The organism is Flavivirga spongiicola, assembly GCF_030540825.1.
GTDB classification, from domain to species: Bacteria; Bacteroidota; Bacteroidia; order Flavobacteriales; family Flavobacteriaceae; genus Flavivirga; species Flavivirga spongiicola.
The window spans coordinates 4613902-4633199 of sequence record NZ_JAUOEO010000001.1 but is presented as its reverse complement, the minus strand read 5'-3'; the positions used below and the strand labels follow the sequence as shown (position 1 = coordinate 4633199).

19 protein-coding genes are annotated in these 19298 nt (G+C 31.9%); 10 read left to right on the top strand and 9 right to left on the bottom strand.

Going from position 1 to position 19298, the window contains the following annotated elements:
* Nucleotides 1-54: 54 nt before the first annotated feature.
* Both Q4Q47_RS18380 and Q4Q47_RS18375 read right to left on the bottom strand, forming a co-directional pair.
* Nucleotides 55-699 carry a peroxiredoxin gene (locus Q4Q47_RS18380; RefSeq protein ID WP_303308104.1) on the bottom strand — a complete coding sequence of 215 codons (645 nt, stop codon included), beginning with the start codon at nt 697-699 and terminating at the stop codon, nt 55-57.
* Between the two features lie 147 nt (nt 700-846).
* A complete protein-coding gene (locus Q4Q47_RS18375) occupies nt 847-2511 on the bottom strand; it encodes a Na+/H+ antiporter NhaC family protein (protein WP_303308103.1) in 1665 nt (554 codons plus the stop codon).
* Between the two features lie 627 nt (nt 2512-3138).
* Between Q4Q47_RS18375 and Q4Q47_RS18370 the strand changes: the two genes are divergently transcribed.
* On the top strand, nt 3139-4161 hold the full coding sequence (locus tag Q4Q47_RS18370) for a metal-dependent hydrolase (RefSeq protein WP_303308102.1): 1023 nt from the start codon (nt 3139-3141) through the stop codon (nt 4159-4161).
* A 130-nt stretch (nt 4162-4291) separates the two neighbouring features.
* On the opposite strand, the gene Q4Q47_RS18365 is transcribed toward Q4Q47_RS18370, so the two are convergent.
* Nucleotides 4292-5515: an aminotransferase class I/II-fold pyridoxal phosphate-dependent enzyme gene (locus tag Q4Q47_RS18365; RefSeq protein WP_303308101.1), complete on the bottom strand. Its 1224-nt coding sequence runs from the start codon at nt 5513-5515 to the stop codon at nt 4292-4294.
* A gap of 163 nt (nt 5516-5678) precedes the next feature.
* Between Q4Q47_RS18365 and Q4Q47_RS18360 the strand changes: the two genes are divergently transcribed.
* The 5 genes from Q4Q47_RS18360 (at nt 5679) to Q4Q47_RS18340 (ending at nt 8891) form a co-directional block, all read left to right on the top strand.
* A complete protein-coding gene (locus Q4Q47_RS18360) occupies nt 5679-6137 on the top strand; it encodes an Lrp/AsnC family transcriptional regulator (RefSeq protein WP_303308100.1) in 459 nt (152 codons plus the stop codon).
* 2 nt (nt 6138-6139) lie between these two features.
* A complete protein-coding gene (locus Q4Q47_RS18355) occupies nt 6140-6766 on the top strand; it encodes a CPBP family intramembrane glutamic endopeptidase (RefSeq protein WP_303308099.1) in 627 nt (208 codons plus the stop codon).
* Nucleotides 6767-6866: 100 nt separating this feature from the next.
* Nucleotides 6867-7379 carry a hypothetical protein gene (locus Q4Q47_RS18350; protein ID WP_303308098.1) on the top strand — a complete coding sequence of 171 codons (513 nt, stop codon included), beginning with the start codon at nt 6867-6869 and terminating at the stop codon, nt 7377-7379.
* 13 nt (nt 7380-7392) lie between these two features.
* Nucleotides 7393-8115, top strand: coding sequence for a hypothetical protein (locus tag Q4Q47_RS18345; RefSeq protein WP_303308097.1), 723 nt, complete (start codon nt 7393-7395; stop codon nt 8113-8115).
* Nucleotides 8091-8891, top strand: a complete 801-nt coding sequence (locus Q4Q47_RS18340; RefSeq protein WP_303308096.1) for a sensor histidine kinase — start codon at nt 8091-8093, stop codon at nt 8889-8891. Before Q4Q47_RS18345 ends, Q4Q47_RS18340 begins: the two co-directional genes overlap by 25 nt.
* A gap of 21 nt (nt 8892-8912) precedes the next feature.
* On the opposite strand, the gene Q4Q47_RS18335 is transcribed toward Q4Q47_RS18340, so the two are convergent.
* From Q4Q47_RS18335 to panB, 4 genes are read right to left on the bottom strand one after another with little or no spacing between them, the layout of a single operon-like run.
* The gene (locus Q4Q47_RS18335; protein WP_303308095.1) at nt 8913-10292 is read right to left on the bottom strand and encodes an aldehyde dehydrogenase; all 1380 of its coding nucleotides are present in this window, start codon (nt 10290-10292) and stop codon (nt 8913-8915) included.
* Nucleotides 10293-10318: 26 nt separating this feature from the next.
* A complete protein-coding gene (locus Q4Q47_RS18330) occupies nt 10319-11017 on the bottom strand; it encodes an RluA family pseudouridine synthase (protein ID WP_303308094.1) in 699 nt (232 codons plus the stop codon).
* A gap of 46 nt (nt 11018-11063) precedes the next feature.
* On the bottom strand, nt 11064-11414 hold the full coding sequence (locus Q4Q47_RS18325; RefSeq protein WP_303308093.1) for a four helix bundle protein: 351 nt from the start codon (nt 11412-11414) through the stop codon (nt 11064-11066).
* Between the two features lie 54 nt (nt 11415-11468).
* Complete coding sequence (gene panB / locus Q4Q47_RS18320) at nt 11469-12287, bottom strand: 3-methyl-2-oxobutanoate hydroxymethyltransferase (protein ID WP_303308092.1); 819 nt, start codon at nt 12285-12287, stop codon at nt 11469-11471.
* A 131-nt stretch (nt 12288-12418) separates the two neighbouring features.
* Here panB and Q4Q47_RS18315 point away from each other — a divergent pair, with 131 nt between their 5' ends.
* Nucleotides 12419-12874, top strand: coding sequence for a nuclear transport factor 2 family protein (locus tag Q4Q47_RS18315; RefSeq protein WP_303308091.1), 456 nt, complete (start codon nt 12419-12421; stop codon nt 12872-12874).
* A gap of 22 nt (nt 12875-12896) precedes the next feature.
* The gene (locus tag Q4Q47_RS18310; RefSeq protein ID WP_303308090.1) at nt 12897-13421 is read left to right on the top strand and encodes a DUF2911 domain-containing protein; all 525 of its coding nucleotides are present in this window, start codon (nt 12897-12899) and stop codon (nt 13419-13421) included.
* 203 nt (nt 13422-13624) lie between these two features.
* Here Q4Q47_RS18310 and Q4Q47_RS18305 read toward each other — a convergent pair whose 3' ends face one another.
* On the bottom strand, nt 13625-14227 hold the full coding sequence (locus Q4Q47_RS18305) for a hypothetical protein (RefSeq protein WP_303308089.1): 603 nt from the start codon (nt 14225-14227) through the stop codon (nt 13625-13627).
* 139 nt (nt 14228-14366) lie between these two features.
* The gene (locus Q4Q47_RS18300; RefSeq protein WP_303308088.1) at nt 14367-15788 is read right to left on the bottom strand and encodes an L-serine ammonia-lyase; all 1422 of its coding nucleotides are present in this window, start codon (nt 15786-15788) and stop codon (nt 14367-14369) included.
* Nucleotides 15789-15971: 183 nt separating this feature from the next.
* Between Q4Q47_RS18300 and dnaK the strand changes: the two genes are divergently transcribed.
* Together dnaK and Q4Q47_RS18290 are read left to right on the top strand one after the other, a co-directional pair.
* Nucleotides 15972-17876, top strand: a complete 1905-nt coding sequence (dnaK, locus tag Q4Q47_RS18295; protein WP_303308087.1) for a molecular chaperone DnaK — start codon at nt 15972-15974, stop codon at nt 17874-17876.
* Nucleotides 17877-18141: 265 nt separating this feature from the next.
* Nucleotides 18142-19233, top strand: a complete 1092-nt coding sequence (locus Q4Q47_RS18290; RefSeq protein WP_303308086.1) for a metallophosphoesterase — start codon at nt 18142-18144, stop codon at nt 19231-19233.
* The last annotated feature ends 65 nt before the right edge of the window (nt 19234-19298 follow it).

Genomic DNA, 19298 nt, shown 5'->3' with positions numbered 1-19298 from the left:
ACCAAATTCCAAACAGAAGCGATTGGAATTTGGTATTTTGATTATTGAAATTTCTTAATTCACGTGAGCAGCTAAATACTCAGCTGTTGCATTTCTGTTTGCATTCATGGCATCTTTACCTTCTTCCCAGTTTGCAGGACAAACTTCTCCTTTTTCTTGTACATGTGTTAAAGCGTCTATAATGCGTAAAAATTCATTTACGTTTCTACCAATAGGCATATTGTTTACACCTTCGTGTTGTACAATACCGTTTTCATCTATGACGTAAGTTGCTCTGTAAGTTACATTGTCACCTTCTACGGTTACAACACCGGTTTCTTCATTGTATTGCTCGTTAGTGATATCTAAAATGCCTAAAGTAGATGCTAAATTTCTGTTAGAATCAGCTAGAAGTGGGTAAGTAACACCTTCAATGCCACCGTTATCTTTTGCTGTGTTTAACCATGCAAAATGTACTTCCGGAGTATCGCAAGATGCTCCTATAACAATCGTGTTACGTTTTTCGAATTCTGCTAATGCTGCTTGAAAGGCATGTAATTCTGTTGGACAAACAAAAGTAAAATCTTTAGGATACCAGAATAGTAATACTTTTTTGTTGTTGTTTTTTGCTTCTTCAAGAACGTTTACTTTAAAAGTATCGCCCATGTCGTTCATTGCGTCCACATTTAAATCTGGAAATTGTTTTCCTACTAATGCCATTTGTATTTAAATTTTATAATTAATAATTCATTTGTAAGTGTGCAAAAATACTTTATAACAAGAGAAAATGAAATAGAAATAAAATTTTAAATAACTATAGACTAATAGTATTTGTCTATAATGTTTGAAAATGAGAGTGTTAGCCTTTTATTTTTTTGTTAGTAGTTTTATCTTAATAGAAAAAGCAGCAAATAAGAGTGTGGTAAAAGGACTAAGCCAGTTGAAAATGGCATACATAAAATAGTCACCAACTCCTACACCTAGTACTCCAGATTGATAAGCTCCGCAGGTATTCCAGGGAATTAAAACGGAGGTTACTGTTCCAGAGTCCTCTAGAGTTCTACTAAGGTTTTCTGGAGCCAATCCTTTATCTTCAAAGGCCTGCTTAAACATTTTTCCTGGAATAACGATGGCTAAATATTGATCTGAAGCAACAGCGTTTAAACCTAAACAGCTTATTACTGTGCTAGAAAATAAACCAAATACAGTAGTTGCAAATGCTAATAGGGCATTTGTAATTCTAGCTAAGGCTCCAATGGCATCCATGATACCTCCTAATACCATGGCGCAACATACTAAATAAATCGTCCAAAGCATACCATTCATACCTCCAGAATTAAGTAGTTTCTTTAATCTTTTTAAGGTTATTAACTTATCTAAACTACTAACTTTACTAGCCAATGTGGTTTGATCTAATGATTTAAAAGAGAAGACTTTTGCTAAATCTTCTTTGGTGTAAATTTTTTCTAAATCATCGTCAGTAAATAAGTTTTTTAAGTCTTCATTCGATTTAATAGCCTCTAATTCTTTATCGGTATAGGATGCGATGTATTCATTATCATCAATAGTGATTTGAGTATCAGTCAAAACAGAAGTAACAATTGTTTTTGTTTTAGATGAAGATAATTTATTTAATACTTCAGGCTGGAATACTAATGCAAATACGGCAGCTAATATGACACCAGAGGCTAATGCAATTAAAGGTTTAGTTTTGAGTAATATTAGAACAACAACAGTTAAAGGGACAATAAACAATAGCGGTGTTGTGTTAAAGTTTTTATTTATTGTTTCTAATATAAAGGCAGTGTCTGTACTTCCAGTAGTATCAATAGTTGTACTCAAAATAGAAAAAACTATTAATGTAATAATTATAGTTGGCACCGTGGTAATCGTCATATACCGAATATGAGTAAACAAATCTGTTCCCGCCATAGCTGGAGCTAAGTTTGTAGTATCACTTAAGGGAGACATTTTGTCTCCAAAATAAGCTCCGGAAATAACAGCACCGGCAATCATTCCTGAAGGAATACCTAAAGCACTGCCAATTCCTACCAGTGCAATACCAACAGTTGCAGAAGTAGTCCAGGAACTTCCAGTTGCAATAGAAATTATGGCTGCTATTATTACAGAAGCCGGTAAAAATATGGATGGATTTAAAACTTGTAAACCATAGTATACCATGGCAGGGATAATTCCACTAATTAACCATGTTCCGGCAAGAGCGCCTACTAAGAATAAAATCATAATGGGAACGAAAACGCTTCTTAAGTTCTCCCAAATCTCTTTCAACATGATGTTAAGAGACACTTTGTTAAAAAAACCAACTATTGCCGCAACACCCCCAGACATTAATAAAATAAATTGATTAGAATAATCTCCCAACATGCCACCGTCTGCAAAAAAGATATTATAAGCTAATAATACCATTAAAAAGAAAACAGGAATTAAAGCTTCCCATATACTTAATTCTTTATTATCAATAATTTTTTGATCCTCTATGTTTATTTCGGTAAGGTTGTTTTCGTTTTGCATCTATTAAGTTTTAATCACGTAATGTTACGATAATCATTATTTTTTAACAAATTACTTAGCTTCGATTTTTAAATGTTTAATAAAATTTATGATTAATGTGTTAAAAATCATGTGACTTTTCTGTAAGAGTGGTGTCATAAAAATAAGACGCTGTAAATCTTTTATTTATATCAAAATGATGTAATTATTCTATTGTTTTAACACCCCTGATTTACAGTTTAAATTTCTCTCCTCTTGAGTTAGTTTTACCGTCTAACTTATTTAGTAAGCTCTCTCACTTCGGTTTAAATTAAATGAATTAGAATCAATAATGATGAAGCGAACTATTATGTCCAGTAAAAATATAAGCCTTAAAATCAAGGATATAAATCTAAAAATTAAAAAGTATAATCAGCAATTATCAAGAAGTTTAAAAACTCTAGAATATATTTACATGTTAGAAGTTAATTATGAAAAAAAGGTAAAAAAAAAGCATTTTAAAGAACTTTTAAACTTTAAAACCAATATCCAAAAACATATTATAAAGACTACTCAAAAAATAAATTATTATAAATCTTTGCAAAAGAAATTAAAATTTTAGAGTATATGATGTGTATTTTGGTTTAAATTGTATTTTTATCTGCATACATGGATTCATTAACTCAAATCGTTTTAGGAGCTGCTTGTGGTGAAGCAGTTCTAGGAAAAAAAATTGGTAATAAGGCTTTGCTATTTGGAGCTATTGGTGGTACTATTCCAGATTTAGATGTTTACGTTGGTAGTTTGCTGTATAATAATGAAATTGATGCCATGTTGTTTCATAGAGGCTTTATGCACTCTATTTTATTTTCAGTTTTTGCAGCATTTCTTTTTGGATGGGGTATTTATAAATTATATAATTCGGGTAAACGCTTGCATACTACGACTCAAAATGATTGGATTAAACTGTTCTTTTGGTCATTATTTACACATCCAGTTTTAGATTGTTTTACACCATATGGCACGCAATTATTTACACCGTTTAGTAATTACCGTGTTGCGTTTAATAATATTGCGGTGGCAGATCCTATTTATACATTGCCGTTCCTCATCTGTATGATTGTCTTAATGTTTTTTAATAGAAAATCGAATAGAAGAAAGCTTTGGTTAAAACTAGGTTTAGGAATTAGTTCTGTTTATATGTTATTAACTATAGGAAACAAGTTTTATATAGATGCTGTATTTAAAAAATCTATGGCAGAAAACAATATTAATTTTGAACGCTATAGTACACAACCAGCTATATTTAATAATGTATTATGGTACGGAATTATTGAAACGGATTCTTTGTATTTTGTGTCTAACTACTCTTTGCTAGATAAAAAAAACAGGTTTTTAAATTTTAAAAAATTGTCTAAACAACGCGATTTAAAACCTGCTGAATTCAATGATATTAAAAACTTAGCATGGTTTAGTAATCATTATTATAGTATTTATAAGGTTAAAGACAATGAATATCAATACAATGATTTAAGATATCCTATTTTAGATAAAAACAATCCAAACTCATCCGTTTTTAGTTTAACACTTTACAAAGACAATGACCGATTAAATATAAAGCCCTTTAAGCCTAAATTTGAGAGTTTTGAAACCATTATGTCAGATTTATGGACACGTATTAAAGGGATTTAACTCAGGTTATACATTAAAAACCTCCACCAGCCGGACGGGTAGGTGGCGTCTTAAAAAGACTTAAAACTATGGACTTCACTACTTTTTATAGTTTTAACCATCATAACGAAGATCTAATGCTTAACCTAGGTTAAACAGTTTCTATTACTTTTGAATCGAGAATATTAAGAGCTTCCATACATTCACGCATCGTTTGGTAAGTGCGTTCAATATCTGCATCTAACCCTATGGAAAAACGAATTAACCCGTCGCTTAAACCCATTTCCTTTTGCTCTTCTTCTGGAATTTCAGATGATGTAGAGCTTCCTGGCGCACTAAAAAGCGTTTTGTAAAACCCTAGACTTACAGCCAAATAGCCTAGATTTTTATCTTGCATCATTTCCATAAGCTCGTTTGCTTTATCTAAAGAACCTACATCAATAGTTAACATGCCTCCAAAACCATATTTTTCATTCATCATAGTTTTAAATAATTCGTGAGATGGATGAGATTCTAGTCCGGGATAAACAGTTTTTAAGCCGTCGGCTTCAAATCTTTTAGCCAAATAAGAGGCGTTATGACTATGCTGTTGCATTCTAATGTGCAATGTTCTTAAGTTCTTTAAAATAGATGAAGCTCTTAAACTATCCATTGTAGAACCTAATAACATCGATGCACCATCATTCACATTTCGTAAATCATTTATAAATTCTTGAGTACCGCAAACAACACCGCCAACGGTATCACTAGATCCATTAATAAATTTTGTTAAGCTATGTATAACTACGTCGGCACCTAACATGGCTGGAGAAATAGATAGCGGAGAAAAGGTGTTGTCTACCACTAATTTTAAATGATGTCTCCTGGCAATATCTGCTAATCCTTTAATGTTGGCAACTTCTAAAAGAGGATTACTTACAGATTCACAATACAGTACTTTTGTGTTTTCTGTAATAGCACTTTCGACAATTTCTAAATTAGTAATGTCTACGAAAGAAGTGTCTATATTAAATCGTGGTGTGAAATTTTTCAAAAACGCATAAGTACCACCGTAAATAGTTCTACTGGAAATAATATGATCTCCAGCACCACATAATTGTAGTAATACAGGAGTGATGGCTCCCATTCCAGATGCAGAAACATTAGCCGTCTCTGTGCCTTCCATGGCTGCTAAAGCTTCTCCAAGGTATAAATTTGAAGGCGAAGAATGACGCGAATATAAATAGCAACCATCTGCATTGCCTTCAAAAGTATCAAACATTGTTTTTGCTGATAAGAATGTATAGGTCGAAGAATCAGAAATAGAAGGGTTTACACCTCCAAATTCACCAAAATATTGTAAGTCTTGTATACTATTTGCTGGTTTAAAAGCCATGATGTTTTAAGTTTGATTTATATATAACAAAATTCAATATTATAAGATTATAAAACAATGAATATTTAAATATTTAGAAAATAAAACTTAATTATGTCTAATTTGTAGATTATATTATTGATTCTTGTGTGTTTTTGTGTATATTGATGAAAAAATTTCAATTATGATATTTGATGACATTGATAGAAAGTTACTAGATTACTTACAAGTGGATAGTAAACAAACAAATAAAGAGCTTTCCAATAAATTAAATCTTTCTGTAACGGCGGTTTATGAACGTATAAAAAAGCTAGAAAGAGAAGGGTACATTAATAGATATGTGGCATTAGTAAATAAAGAACGCGTCGATAAAGCATTTGTAGCATTTTGCCATATCAAGCTTGTACAGCACAGCCAAGAATATGTTGTAAAGTTTGAAAAAGAGGTAGCCAATATAAATGAGGTGTTAGAATGTTATCATATTAGTGGTGATTACGACTATTTATTAAAAGTTTTAGTAAAAGACATGCAAGCTTTTCGTGAGTTTATGGTTAAAAAGTTAACGACCATCAATCATATTGGTAGTACGCATAGCATGTTTGTAATAAGTGAAGTAAAGCATACTACAGCGATTAATATGTAATTATGAATACAACTATCTATAAAGGCATTGAGTTTTTAATTATTTTTATTCTATTACCTATTAGTTTTGCTATGACCTATTCTATAAAACTCAAAGTGAGTATAGGTATCATCGGGTTTATATATATCATTTATATTTTGTTAAGGGTTGAGAAGAAAAAGTTTAAAATTGCTTCAGGTTTGAAATGGCATATATTCTGGAAACAAACCATTTTTAAATTAATTGTCATTGCAATTCTTACGACATTGTTTGTTTGGTTAACGGATAATGAATTGCTTTTTAATGTATTACTAAATAAGCCTAAACTGTGGGTTTTTATATTGTTTATTTATAGTTTCTTTTCGGTATATCCGCAAGAAATAATTTATAGAACTTTTTATTTTCAACGTTATAAAGGTTTATTTAAAAACGAAACGTTATTTGTTTTCGTAAATGCTATTATATTTTCTTTGGGGCATGTGTTTTTTAAAAACAGTTTAGTGCTAGTATTAACTTTTTTTGGAGGACTACTGTTTGCAATGACCTATAAAAAGACACAATCTACACTCTTGGTATCTATAGAACATGCTGTTTATGGTTGTTGGTTATTTACAGTAGGAATGGGAGGTATGCTTGGTTTTCCTGCTTGATTTTTAAAAGCACTTATCCTAAGTGTATAAAAAGACTACACTTTTAAATCTTTTTCTTATTTTTGGCTAGCTATTTATTAACCACAACTTACTAATCAACATGAAGAAATTAAGTTACATTATCTTGGGATTTATTATTGGAGCCGTATTAACGTATTATTTTTGTTCAAGAGACATTGATGTCAAATCAATGTCAACAAAATTTGAAATACCAGATGGCGTTATTGAAAGGGACAAGGCTGAAGAATTAAATAACAATTGGACTGAGTACAGAGAAGCAGCAGTAGATTCTGCAGCGCAACGACAAGGAAGAAAAAAAGATAATCGTTGGACTTCTTGGAAGTTAAAAGATATTGAAAATTATTTGGCTTACTCAAAAGAAGAAGCGGAAAAATTAGGGTACGATATGAACGGTATTCGTGTTTATTTAGGTGTTTATGGAGAAAACGCTGGGTTAAATAAAAAGAATTTAACGACTATGTTTATAGTGCCAACAGGTAAAAAATCTCATGATACTGCTAGTATGATGCCTTTTACTTTTCAAAGTAATACAGATCTTCCTATGCCTCCTTTAAATAACGGTCATGGAGGTTCAGGAGGGTATCCTAATTAGAATATAGAATAAAATGGAAGAGTTTTTAAAGCAAAATTACAGTTTTATAACTCTTAGCATAGAATTATTAGCAGCTGTAACAGGATTATTATTTTATAAAAAATATAAAACTGCAGCTGCTAAGTATTTTATATATTTTTTGATATACCTAATAATTTGCGATTTTATTTGTTCTTATACATGGTATGTTCATCCTGAAAAAATTTTTGGTTTCCTCATTGGTACTGTTTTTGAAAAGAATTATTGGTGGTCCACTTTATACTGGTCCATTGGTGCTATTTTGTTTTTTGCGTTTTATTATTTTAAAATTTTAAAAAACAGAACATTTAAAACCATAGTAAAGTATACCAGTTATATATTTTTAGTGTTTTCTATCCTTTGTATTATTATAAATTGGGATGAGTATTTTACTCGTTTTTTTCCTTTAATAAGTATTTTTGGAGCCATAGTTATATTTCTCTGTGCAGTATTTTATTTCATTGAAACGTTACAAAGTGATAAAATACTAACCTTTTATAGATCGCTCAATTTTTATATTAGTATTGCTATATTTATTTGGTGGTTAATCATCACACCTTTAACGTTTTATGATATTTACTTTGCTTATGAAGTAGGAAACCCTAATCGTGATTGGAATTTTATATTTCTAAAATGGGAAATTTATTTATTTGCCAATATATTTATGTATTTAACTTATACTTTTGCTTTGATATGGTGCAAACCGGAGAACAATTAGCGAGTACAGCTTCTGAACGCTATTTATTAATATATATGATTACTGTTTTAGTAGTTGTAACATCACTGGTAATTGTCTTTTTTATTGTATTTCAAAAAAGAAAGAATAAATTGTTGTTGGATAAAATTAAACAACAACAAGCTTTTGAAGAAGAGATAGCTCAGGCTCAAACCGAAATACAAGAACAAACGCTTAAGAATATAGGGTGGGAATTGCACGATAATGTTGGGCAATTATTATCCTTTGCGAGTATGCAATTAAGTATTTTAAAAATGCAGGTAGCTGATGATGTAAAGGATAAATTTAAAGATACTACTGAAGCCCTTAAAAATAGTTTATCTGAAGTAAGAGCACTTTCGAAAACATTAAATAATGAGGTTGTTTTAAATATTGGTTTTGAAAAGTCTATCACCAACGAATTAGATCGACTTAAAAAGATGAAATTCACTTCTGCTAAACTAAAAACCGTAGGAGAGAAGATCGATTTTACAAACAGGAAACATGAGATCATTATTTTTAGAATCATACAAGAGTTTTTATCTAATTCGGTAAAATATTCTGAGGCTGAAAATCTAGCTGTTACAATAGAGTATCAAACAAAAAGCTTAAAAATCATTGCGACAGATGATGGTAAAGGCTTTGATATGAATGATATAGAAAAAGGCTCGGGATTAATAAATATGAAGAGTAGGGCATCATTAATTAATGCAGAGTTAGAGTTGTTTTCCAAACCAAATGAAGGTGTGCAATTAATATTAGATTATCCAATTTCCTAAAAAATGGTTTAAACCACTTCATTAAGAGAAGTATTTAAACATTTTTTTTAAGAGCCCTAATTTCCCTTTATAAGGCGCGTATCTTATACTTGGGTCTGACCAGTTTCCGCGTTTGGATATGGCTTTATTGTGTGAAAACGTGTCGAAACCAGTTTTTCCATGATAGGCACCCATACCGCTAGCTCCAATACCTCCAAATGGCAATCTGTGATTTCCAAAATGGATTAATAAATCATTTATAACACCGCCACCAAAACTATATTTTTTAATTGTTTGCTCAATAAAAGTGTCATTATTCGAAAACACATAAAGCGCCAATGGTTTGTCATAATTCCAAATAATACTTTCTATATCCTGCTCAGTATCATAAGTTAGAATGGGTAAAACGGGACCAAAAATTTCATCACTCATTAGTTTACTATCTAAATTAGGTGAATCAATTAATGTAGGAGCAATATAGCAATCTTCTACATCGATATTACCACCAAAAATCACATGAGAATCCTCTAGCATCTCCGCTATTCGTTGCACATTTCTCTTATTGATAATTCTCGGTAAATCGCGAGATTCTTTTGGGTTAGCACCATATCTTTTAATAATTTCAATTTTTAATGCATCAATAAAAGCGTCTTTAAGATTAGATTTTATAATGATGTAATCAGCAGAAATACATGTTTGTCCGGCATTTAAAAACTTCCCCCAGGATATGCGTCGAGCAACCAGTTTTAAATCAGCCGTGTCATCAATAATACAAGGTGATTTTCCACCTAATTCTAAAGTAACAGGCGTTAAATGTCTAGCTGCAGCACGAGCAACAATTTTTCCAACAGAAACACTACCCGTAAAGAATATATAATCCCATTTTTGGGATAGTAACTCTGTAGCTATTTCAACACCGCCTTCAATGGATGCTGCAACAGCTTCCGGAAATATTTTTTGAACGATGTCTGTGATGAGTTGTGAAGTGTGCTTAGTTAGTTCGCTAGGTTTTAAAATAACCGTATTTCCAGCGGCAATCGCCATAATTAAAGGCTCAATTGCTAATAGAAAAGGATAGTTCCAAGGGGCAATAATTAATATCGTTCCGTAAGGCTCTTTGTAAATATAATCTCGAGCAGGAAATGTTAACATCGATGGTTTTACTCGTTTTGGCTTCGCCCACTTTTTAAGGTTTTTAATAGCTAAGTTCAGCTCAGAAATAACTAACCCAAATTCGCTAATAAAAGTTTCGAATTCTGGTTTTTTGAAATCTTTTTTTAGAGCATCGTAAATAGCATGTTCATTAGAAACTATTTCTTGTTTTAAAGCCTTTAAAAGTGATAATCTATAAGGGACATCTTTCGTTTTTTGAGACTTGAAAAAAGCCTTTTGTTTTGAAAGTATTTGAGTTATGGTATTCAAAAGTGTTTTTTATAAAGATATTCAAATTATGGGAAACAAGCATCCCAAATGGCATCTTTTGGAGGTGGTGCTGAAATGTTTATTAGTTCTTTTTTAACGGGATGAATAAACTCAATATATCTAGCATGTAAATGGATACCGGCGTCTTTATTGCTTCTATCAAAACCATATTTTAGATCCCCTTTAATTGGACATCCGATGTTTGCTAATTGAGACCGTATTTGATGGTGTCTGCCTGTTTCCAAATTAATTTCAAGTAAATAATAGTTGTCTAACTTCTTTAATAATTCATAGTGAAGAATAGCTTTTTTGCTGTCTTTTACCTCTTTTATGTACGCAGTAGATTTATTGTTTTTTGGATTTTTTTTCAGCCAATTTATTAAAGTATCTTCAGGTTTAGGAGGAGCATTTTTTACAATAGCCCAGTATGTTTTTTTTATGTCCTTTGAAAGAAATAATTTATTAAGTCTGGGTAATACTTTACTTGTTTTTGCAAAAATGACAAGACCTGTTGTAGGCCTGTCTAAACGATGCACAACTCCTAAATAGACATTTCCAGGTTTGTTATACTTGTCTTTAATATATTCTTTTACGACATCACTTAATGGTTTATCACCTGTTTTATCACCTTGTACAATATCCCCAGCGCGTTTGTTAATGATAATAATATGATTGTCTTCGTAAAGAATTAGAAGGTTAGACTTGTTAGATAAAATTTTAGACATGTTAGGTTTTTGGATTATTCGATTATTGGATCACTGGATTGTTGGGTTATTTTAGAGTAGATTTAAATTTAGAAGTCATTTTTATAATGGATTCTAAGTTTTTAGAAAGTTCTTTTAATTCTTCATTATTTATAAAACCTAAATCTGATGCTATTAATAACTGTGTCTCAATTTCGTATGCAGAACCTAAAGTTATTTGTAAGAACCGAGCAAAATCTTTATTCGATTGTCTTGAAGAACCTTCAGCTATATTGGAAGGTATAGAAACAGATGCTCTTCTTAATTGGTTTGTTAGACCAAATTTTTCAGATTCAGGAAACTTTGAGGTAATAGAATATATTTCAGAACAAAAAGACCTACTTCTTTTCCAAATTTCTAAGTCTTTAAACCTATGCATATAAAGTATCTAAAATCTAATAATCCAATTATCTAAAAAGTCTAACAATCTAAACTAATATTGTTCCCCATCACTTGGAAAATCAAGGCTTTTTACATCACCAACATATTGGGAGATGGCATTGGTCATATCTTCATATAAATTCATATAACGACGTAAGAAACGAGGATTGAATTCGTGAGTCATTCCCAGCATATCATGCAATACCAGTACTTGTCCATCAACACCGTTTCCTGCTCCAATGCCTATAATAGGAATACTTACACTTTCGGCTACTTGTTTTGCTAGTTTAGCAGGAATTTTTTCAAGAACAATAGCAAAACAACCAATGCGTTCCAGCATTTTTGCATCATTAATAAGTTGCTGAGCTTCTTGTTCTTCTTTGGCTCTTACTGTATATGTTCCAAATTTATATATGGATTGAGGTGTTAATCCTAAATGTCCCATGACAGGAATACCAGCATTTAATATACGCTTAATAGAGTCTTTTATTTCTTTGCCACCTTCTAGTTTAACTGAATGGGCGCCACTTTCCTTCATAATTCTAATAGCAGATCGTAGTGCCTCTTTTGGGTCACTTTGGTAGCTGCCAAATGGTAAATCAACAACCACTAAAGCGCGGTATATGGCACGAATTACAGAAGATGCATGATAAATCATTTGATCTAAAGTAATAGGTAATGTAGTTTCATGTCCAGCCATAACGTTACTTGCAGAATCACCAACAAGTATAACATCGATACCAGCACCATCAACAATTTTTGCCATTGTATAATCGTAAGCGGTTAACATCGATATTTTTTCACCATTAGCTTTCATGTCAACCAATGATTTAACTGTGATACGTTTATACTCTTTTTTAGCTACAGACATAATTTTTCTGATTTTTAAAATAGTACGTAAAAGTAATGAATTATACCAATTTGAGTATATATGTTAAACTTTTCTTTAAGGCATACCATCATTACGTATGTTATTCTACATTAGTTGAAAATTTACATATTATGGCTCGAACAATATTCTATTTATTCGTTTTAATTACTTCAACTATATATGCTCAAAACGATGAGCAAGCTCAAGTAAAATCAGCTGTAGACACTTTTTTTGAAGGATTTCATAAAGGAGATACAACACTTATGAAGTCTGTTATGATGGATAAAATACTTCTGCAAACAGCTTATAAAAATAAAGAAGGAAAAGATATTTTGGTTACTGATAACCCTGAAAAACTTATCAATGCGATTGCAAATAGACCAGATGACCAAAAATGGGATGAACGTTTATTGGATTATAGCATTCAGGTAGATGGTAATATGGCAAATGCCTGGACACCATATGAATTTTGGTTTAATGGTGCATTTAGCCACTGCGGTGTTAACTCGTTTCAGTTTTTTAAAGATGGTGATCAATGGAAAATTATCTATTTAATTGATACCAGAAGGAAAGCGAACTGTAAATAATAATTAAAACTATAAATAAATTATGAAAATCAAAAGTTTTACTATTTGTGTAATGATTTTTACACTTTTTGTTGTTTCAAATACAGCTATGTCACAAGTAAAAAGCCCCAAGGGAAATACGGAGATTGTGATCGAAGGCGTAGAAATTTCAGTAGATTATTCAAGGCCATATAAAAAAGGGAGAGACATTTTTGGAGGATTAGTGCCATATAATAAATATTGGCGTACAGGCGCGAATTTAGCAACAGAAATATCGTTTTCTAAAGATGTTAAATTTGGAGGAAAAGAAATTAAATCTGGTCGTTATAGGTTGTATACTATACCAGGAAAAACGAAATGGATTGTCAAACTTAATAGTGAACTGGGAAAGAAAGGTTTTTATGAACCAAATTATGATCTAGATGTATTAGAGGTTTCTGCAACTCCAAAAGCAATGAAGCAAGAGTTAGAACAATTTACAATTATCTTAAAAAAACACAAAAAAGGAGCAAAGTTAATTATGAAATGGGATATGACTAAAGTTGTAGTTCCTATAACATTAAAATAGTTTATTGTACATTAAATTAAAATGTTATTAGGTTCCAGATAGAGGCTTTTGATAAAGAAGTTATATTGTTTAGTACGTTTAAAAAACATCTGTTTGTTATTGCACTTGAGAGAGATATGTGGAAAGTTATCTATTTAATTGATACTGGAAGGAAATCTATTTGCGATTAATTTCTTTTAATTAAACAAATATATTTTTACCGTTTAAAGTCTTGGCTTTATAGTATAGTTTTCTAGTTTTTTCAAGCCTTCTAGAAAATCAATTCTATCTAAATTTTTTAGTTTAAGTTTATAATTGGCAAAATATGTCCCATTTGGAAAAGTAATTGTTGTTTTTCCTTCCTCCAAACCTGTATTAATAAGTGTTCCATAGTCATTGATGTTATTAGCTATTCCAGCTAAAAATTTACTTGGCATTTTATATGATCCAGTATAGGCATAAATAGCATCTCCTTTTTTACTAATCGCCAAATTTGATGTTATTTTTCCAAAAGTAACTATTGCTTCGGTTTTTATATTTTTGAATTCAATTAAAGCCCCTTCTTTAATTTCCTTATCACCAGATACCCAAATGAGGTGATTGCCGCCTATTCTAAATCTGCTCCCATTCCATTTGGCATCAGTAAAAAATATAGTTGTTTTTGGTTTGATTGATTTTAAGGCAGTTATAGAAAAACTATCATTACCAGTTGCATTAAACGAAGTGAAAACAATATCTCCTGTGTTTAATGTATTGCTATTGTCTTCTAAGACTAAAATAGTAACTAATAATAAACAAGGTATAAAAAGAAACTTAAAGGTTTTCATGTGTTATCATTTTTTGATGCATAAAGATCAAAATCAATAACAACTTTGAAGTTAACTCAAATTTAACTATTTGTAAAAAATGAAGGTTTTAAATTAATAAAAGCTTATGAAAACAGTGTTAATTTTAATTAAACGTTATCTAACAATCTGTTAGATTAACCCCAACAGCTAAACCACCTTCAGAAGTTTCTTTATATTTTGTATGCATATCTTTGGCCGTTTCCCACATGGTAGCAACGACTTTATCCAGTGGTACTTTTACATTTTTAGGATCTGTATCTAATGCCATTTCAGCAGCATTTATAGCTTTAATGGCCCCCATAGCATTACGCTCAATACATGGTATTTGTACCAATCCACCAATGGGGTCGCATGTTAACCCTAAATGATGTTCCATAGCTATTTCTGCAGCAATTAATACTTGTTCCGGAGTGCCTCCTAAAAGTTCACAAAGTGCACCGGAAGCCATAGCTGATGATACACCAATTTCCGCTTGGCAGCCTCCCATGGCAGCACTAATGGTTGCGCCTTTTTTAAAGATACTACCAATTTCGCCAGCCACTAATAAAAAACGTTTTATATCTTCAAAATTGGCGTCATGATTTTCAATCACTAAATAATATAATAAAACAGCAGGAATGACTCCAGCACTTCCGTTAGTGGGAGCTGTAACGACTCTTCCTAAAGAAGCATTGACTTCATTTACAGCAAGCGCAAAACAGCTCACCCATTTTAAAATCTGTCGAAATTTAACTTCGGTATCTCTTATGGCATAAACCCATTCAACAGGGTTTGTGTAAGCAGTATGTCCTTTTAAGCTTTGGTGCATATCAAAAGCACGGCGTCTTACATTCAACCCTCCAGGAAGATTACCTTCTGTATGGCAGCCAATATATATACATTCAAGCATGGTGTTCCAAATGCGTTTTAGCTCCAGATCTATTTCTTTTTCTGAACGAATCGATTTTTCATTCTCTAAAACAACTTCAGAGATAGGTTTCTTTAAAGTTTCACAAAACTGTAAAAGCTCTGTGCCTTTATCAATAGGGTAAGGGAATGAGCATTTAATTTCGAAATTCTTTTTTGAATTATTGAGTTCTTCTTTAATAACAAATCCCCCTCCAATAGAGTAGAATGTTGATTGATATTTTTTACCATTAATAATTGCAGTAAAAGTCATTCCATTAGAGTGAAATGGTAAAAATTTTCTATTGAACACAATGTCTGTTTCTACATTAAAAGCTATAGACTTTTCATTGTTAAAGTTTAATATGTTAGTTTTTTTTATTTCAGAAATAATAGAAGCAATGTTTTCCGTAGGAATGATTTCAGGATCAGAACCATTTAATCCAAGCATGACAGCATAATCTGTTGCATGGCCTTTTCCTGTTAATGATAAGGAACCATATAAATCTACAGATATTTTTTCAACGATATCAAAAGTGTTGGTGTCCTTTAACTCTTTAATCCATCTTTCAGCAGCTCTCCAAGGCCCCAAGGTATGCGAACTCGATGGTCCAATACCAATTTTTAACATGTCAAAAACAGAAATACATTCCATGTAACTATATCGTTATCGTTTTAATGGAGCAAATATAAATTGTTTTACTACATTTAAGTCTATTCTTTAAAATATATGTGTTATAAATGACAGCTTGTCAGTATTTCTCAAATGGCATAATGATTGACTATTAGAAAACGAGTTTAAAAATGAACATTGAACACAAATAAAGTATAAAATATTATGAGTAAAATTATTGGAATCGATTTAGGAACAACCAACTCTTGCGTTTCTGTGATGGAAGGTAACGAACCTGTTGTTATCCCAAACGCAGAAGGTAAACGTACTACACCATCGGTCATAGCTTTTGTAGAAGGCGGTGAAATTAAAGTTGGTGATCCAGCAAAACGTCAAGCAGTTACTAACCCAACAAAAACAGTTTATTCTATTAAACGTTTTATGGGAAATAAATATTCTGAGTCTAAGAAAGAAGCAGAACGTGTACCATATAAAGTAGTAAAAGGTGATAATGACACACCTCGTGTAGATATTGAAGGTCGTTTATATACACCTCAAGAATTATCGGCAATGATTCTTCAAAAAATGAAGAAAACTGCTGAAGATTATTTAGGAACAGATGTAAGTGAAGCAGTAATTACTGTGCCAGCTTATTTTAACGATTCACAACGTCAGGCAACAAAAGAAGCAGGAGAGATTGCAGGTTTAAAAGTTCGTAGAATTATCAACGAACCTACAGCTGCAGCTTTAGCTTACGGAATGGATAAGAAAGGAACAGACCAAAAAATAGTTGTATTTGATTTTGGTGGAGGAACACATGATGTATCTATTTTAGAATTAGGTGATGGTGTTTTTGAAGTACTTTCTACAGATGGAGATACGCATTTAGGTGGTGATGATGTAGATGAAAAAATCATCAACTGGTTAGCAGATGAGTTTAATACTGAAGAAAATATGGATTTACGTAAAGACCCAATGTCTTTACAACGTTTAAAAGAAGCAGCTGAAAAAGCTAAGATTGAATTATCTTCTTCTGCACAAACTGAAATTAATTTACCATATATCACAGCAACTGCTAGTGGACCAAAACACTTAGTTCGTACACTTACAAGGTCTAAATTTGAGCAATTAATAGACGATTTAGTAAAACGTACTATAGAGCCTTGTCAGTCTGCTTTAAAAGCAGCAGGTTTATCAAAAAGTGATATTGATGAAGTTATTTTAGTAGGTGGTTCTACCCGTATCCCTGCGGTACAGGAAGCTGTTGAGAAATTCTTTGGAAAAGCACCAAGTAAAGGTGTAAACCCAGATGAGGTAGTATCATTAGGAGCTGGTATCCAAGGTGGTGTATTAACTGGAGATGTTAAGGATGTATTACTTTTAGACGTAACACCATTATCTCTTGGTATTGAAACTATGGGTAATGTATTTACAAAGCTTATTGAAGCAAATACAACGATCCCAACTAAAAAGTCTCAGATATTCTCTACTGCAGCAGATAATCAACCATCAGTTGAAATTCATGTATTGCAAGGAGAAAGAGCGATGGCTGCGGATAATAAAACGATTGGTCGTTTTCACTTAAGTGACATTCCTCCAGCAAGACGAGGAACACCTCAAATTGAAGTAACGTTTGATATTGATGCTAATGGTATCATTAAAGTATCAGCTACAGATAAAGCAACTAATAAATCACAAGATATTCGTATTGAAGCATCTTCTGGTTTAAGTGAAGAAGAAATCGAAAAGATGAAAGCAGATGCTGAAGCGAATGCTGAAGCAGATAAAGTAGCAGCAGAAAGCGCTCAAAAATTGAATGAAGCTGATTCTATGATTTTCCAAACGGAAAAACAATTAGAAGAGTTTGGTGATAAATTATCAGAAGATAAAAAACAGCCTATCGTTGATGCTTTAGAAGAATTGAAGAAAGCTTACGAAACTAAAGATTTAGAGGTAATTACACCTGCTTTAGATAAAATAAATGAAGCTTGGAAAGTAGCTTCTGAAGAAATGTACAAGGCACAAGCTGAAGCTCAAGGAGGAGCGCCAGGACCAGATGCAGGAGCTGGAGAACAGGCTCAAGCAGAAGGAAGTGACGTAGAAGACGTAGACTTCGAAGAAGTCAAGTAGCCTGTCCTGAGCGAAGTCGAAGGGTAGACTTCGAAGAAGTTAAGTAAGTAGAGAACCAATTTTGTAAAACAAAATTGAGTGAATCACTTATCCTGAGCATAGTCGAAGGATCTTAATATAGATTAAAAAGTAAAGAGACTGTCTGAAAAGACAGTCTCTTTTTGTTTTAAAGAAAGGAGTCAATCTTTTTTAAAATGATTTATTATTCTCATATTCACAAAATTCATGTTATTTTTAGTGTTCTAAATTAAAATCATCTAACATTATGAATTATAGAAACAAGACCTTTTCAAAGTATATCATAATGCTATTATGCGTCTTTTGTATAAAAAACTCTATTAACGCCCAAGAAGCATATGTTCCGCCAAAACTTTCTGACTCTAATTCATGGTCTCTTATTTTATTGCCAGACCCACAATCTTACATGAAGTTTGGAAGAAATCAAGGGATATTTGAACTCATGACAGGATGGATAGAAGAAAATATTAGTACTCTAAATATAAAAATGGTACTATGCACGGGAGATTTGGTAGAGCAAAATGAACTATTGGTAACCGATAATATTAATGGTAATAAACCCAGTAGGGATCAGTGGATTGCAATATCAAAAGCTTTTGACAGATTAGATGGGAAAGTACCATATATCTTAGCCGCTGGCAATCATGATTTCGGTTATAAAAATATTGAGAATAGAAAGTCAAACTATAATGATTATTTCCCAGCTCACAGAAACATATTAAACTCAGAGCTTCTTAGAGAAGTGACTTATAATATTGATGGAATACCTACCTTAGAAAATTCGGCTTTTGAGTTTGTTTCTCCTCATAACCGTAAATTTCTTTTTTTGAATTTGGAATTTGCACCAAGAGATGCCGTTATTGAATGGGCTCAAAGCTTAGCGAGTAAAAAGGAATATAAAAACCATACAATTACAGTATTAACACATTCATATTTAAACGCTAAAAATGAGCATATTGAAAAAGAAAACTATCCTATTAAAGATGGTAACTATGGAAAAGCAATTTGGGAAAAATTAGTTAAGCCATCAACAAATATTCAGATGGTTTTTTCTGGGCATATTGGAGCTCCTAATAACTTTAAAGCACATGTTGGTTACAGAATCGATACAAATTACGCCGGTAAAAAAGTGAATCAAATAACATTTAATGCACAAGCACTAGGAGGTGGTTGGCACGGCAATGGCGGTAATGGTTGGCTTCGTATCCTTGAGTTTTTACCTGATAAAAAAACTGTAAAAATGCATACATTTTCCCCTTTCTTTGCAATTTCTCCACAAACTCAAGAAAAGTCATGGAGTAAAGAAGTGTTCAACGACTTTTCATTTTATTTGGATTAATGATTTAAGCTTTTGTTTTTAATATAAGGTATTCTTAGTAATAAGAATAATAATAAATGTAATAG

What these genes read in the sequence shown, in the direction of transcription:
- Q4Q47_RS18330 (WP_303308094.1), bottom strand. Translation starts at nt 11,017, where the DNA reads ATGTCTAAAATTTTATCTAACAAGTCTAACCTTCTAATTCTTTACGAA.
- dnaK (WP_303308087.1), top strand. Translation starts at nt 15,972, where the DNA reads ATGAGTAAAATTATTGGAATCGATTTAGGAACAACCAACTCTTGCGTT.
- Q4Q47_RS18350 (WP_303308098.1), top strand. Translation starts at nt 6,867, where the DNA reads ATGAAGAAATTAAGTTACATTATCTTGGGATTTATTATTGGAGCCGTA.
- Q4Q47_RS18345 (WP_303308097.1), top strand. Translation starts at nt 7,393, where the DNA reads ATGGAAGAGTTTTTAAAGCAAAATTACAGTTTTATAACTCTTAGCATA.
- Q4Q47_RS18370 (WP_303308102.1), top strand. Translation starts at nt 3,139, where the DNA reads ATGGATTCATTAACTCAAATCGTTTTAGGAGCTGCTTGTGGTGAAGCA.
- Q4Q47_RS18365 (WP_303308101.1), bottom strand. Translation starts at nt 5,515, where the DNA reads ATGGCTTTTAAACCAGCAAATAGTATACAAGACTTACAATATTTTGGT.
- Q4Q47_RS18360 (WP_303308100.1), top strand. Translation starts at nt 5,679, where the DNA reads ATGATATTTGATGACATTGATAGAAAGTTACTAGATTACTTACAAGTG.
- Q4Q47_RS18290 (WP_303308086.1), top strand. Translation starts at nt 18,142, where the DNA reads ATGAATTATAGAAACAAGACCTTTTCAAAGTATATCATAATGCTATTA.
- Q4Q47_RS18310 (WP_303308090.1), top strand. Translation starts at nt 12,897, where the DNA reads ATGAAAATCAAAAGTTTTACTATTTGTGTAATGATTTTTACACTTTTT.
- Q4Q47_RS18305 (WP_303308089.1), bottom strand. Translation starts at nt 14,227, where the DNA reads ATGAAAACCTTTAAGTTTCTTTTTATACCTTGTTTATTATTAGTTACT.
- panB (WP_303308092.1), bottom strand. Translation starts at nt 12,287, where the DNA reads ATGTCTGTAGCTAAAAAAGAGTATAAACGTATCACAGTTAAATCATTG.
- Q4Q47_RS18315 (WP_303308091.1), top strand. Translation starts at nt 12,419, where the DNA reads ATGGCTCGAACAATATTCTATTTATTCGTTTTAATTACTTCAACTATA.
- Q4Q47_RS18300 (WP_303308088.1), bottom strand. Translation starts at nt 15,788, where the DNA reads ATGGAATGTATTTCTGTTTTTGACATGTTAAAAATTGGTATTGGACCA.
- Q4Q47_RS18355 (WP_303308099.1), top strand. Translation starts at nt 6,140, where the DNA reads ATGAATACAACTATCTATAAAGGCATTGAGTTTTTAATTATTTTTATT.
- Q4Q47_RS18380 (WP_303308104.1), bottom strand. Translation starts at nt 699, where the DNA reads ATGGCATTAGTAGGAAAACAATTTCCAGATTTAAATGTGGACGCAATG.
- Q4Q47_RS18340 (WP_303308096.1), top strand. Translation starts at nt 8,091, where the DNA reads ATGGTGCAAACCGGAGAACAATTAGCGAGTACAGCTTCTGAACGCTAT.
- Q4Q47_RS18375 (WP_303308103.1), bottom strand. Translation starts at nt 2,511, where the DNA reads ATGCAAAACGAAAACAACCTTACCGAAATAAACATAGAGGATCAAAAA.
- Q4Q47_RS18325 (WP_303308093.1), bottom strand. Translation starts at nt 11,414, where the DNA reads ATGCATAGGTTTAAAGACTTAGAAATTTGGAAAAGAAGTAGGTCTTTT.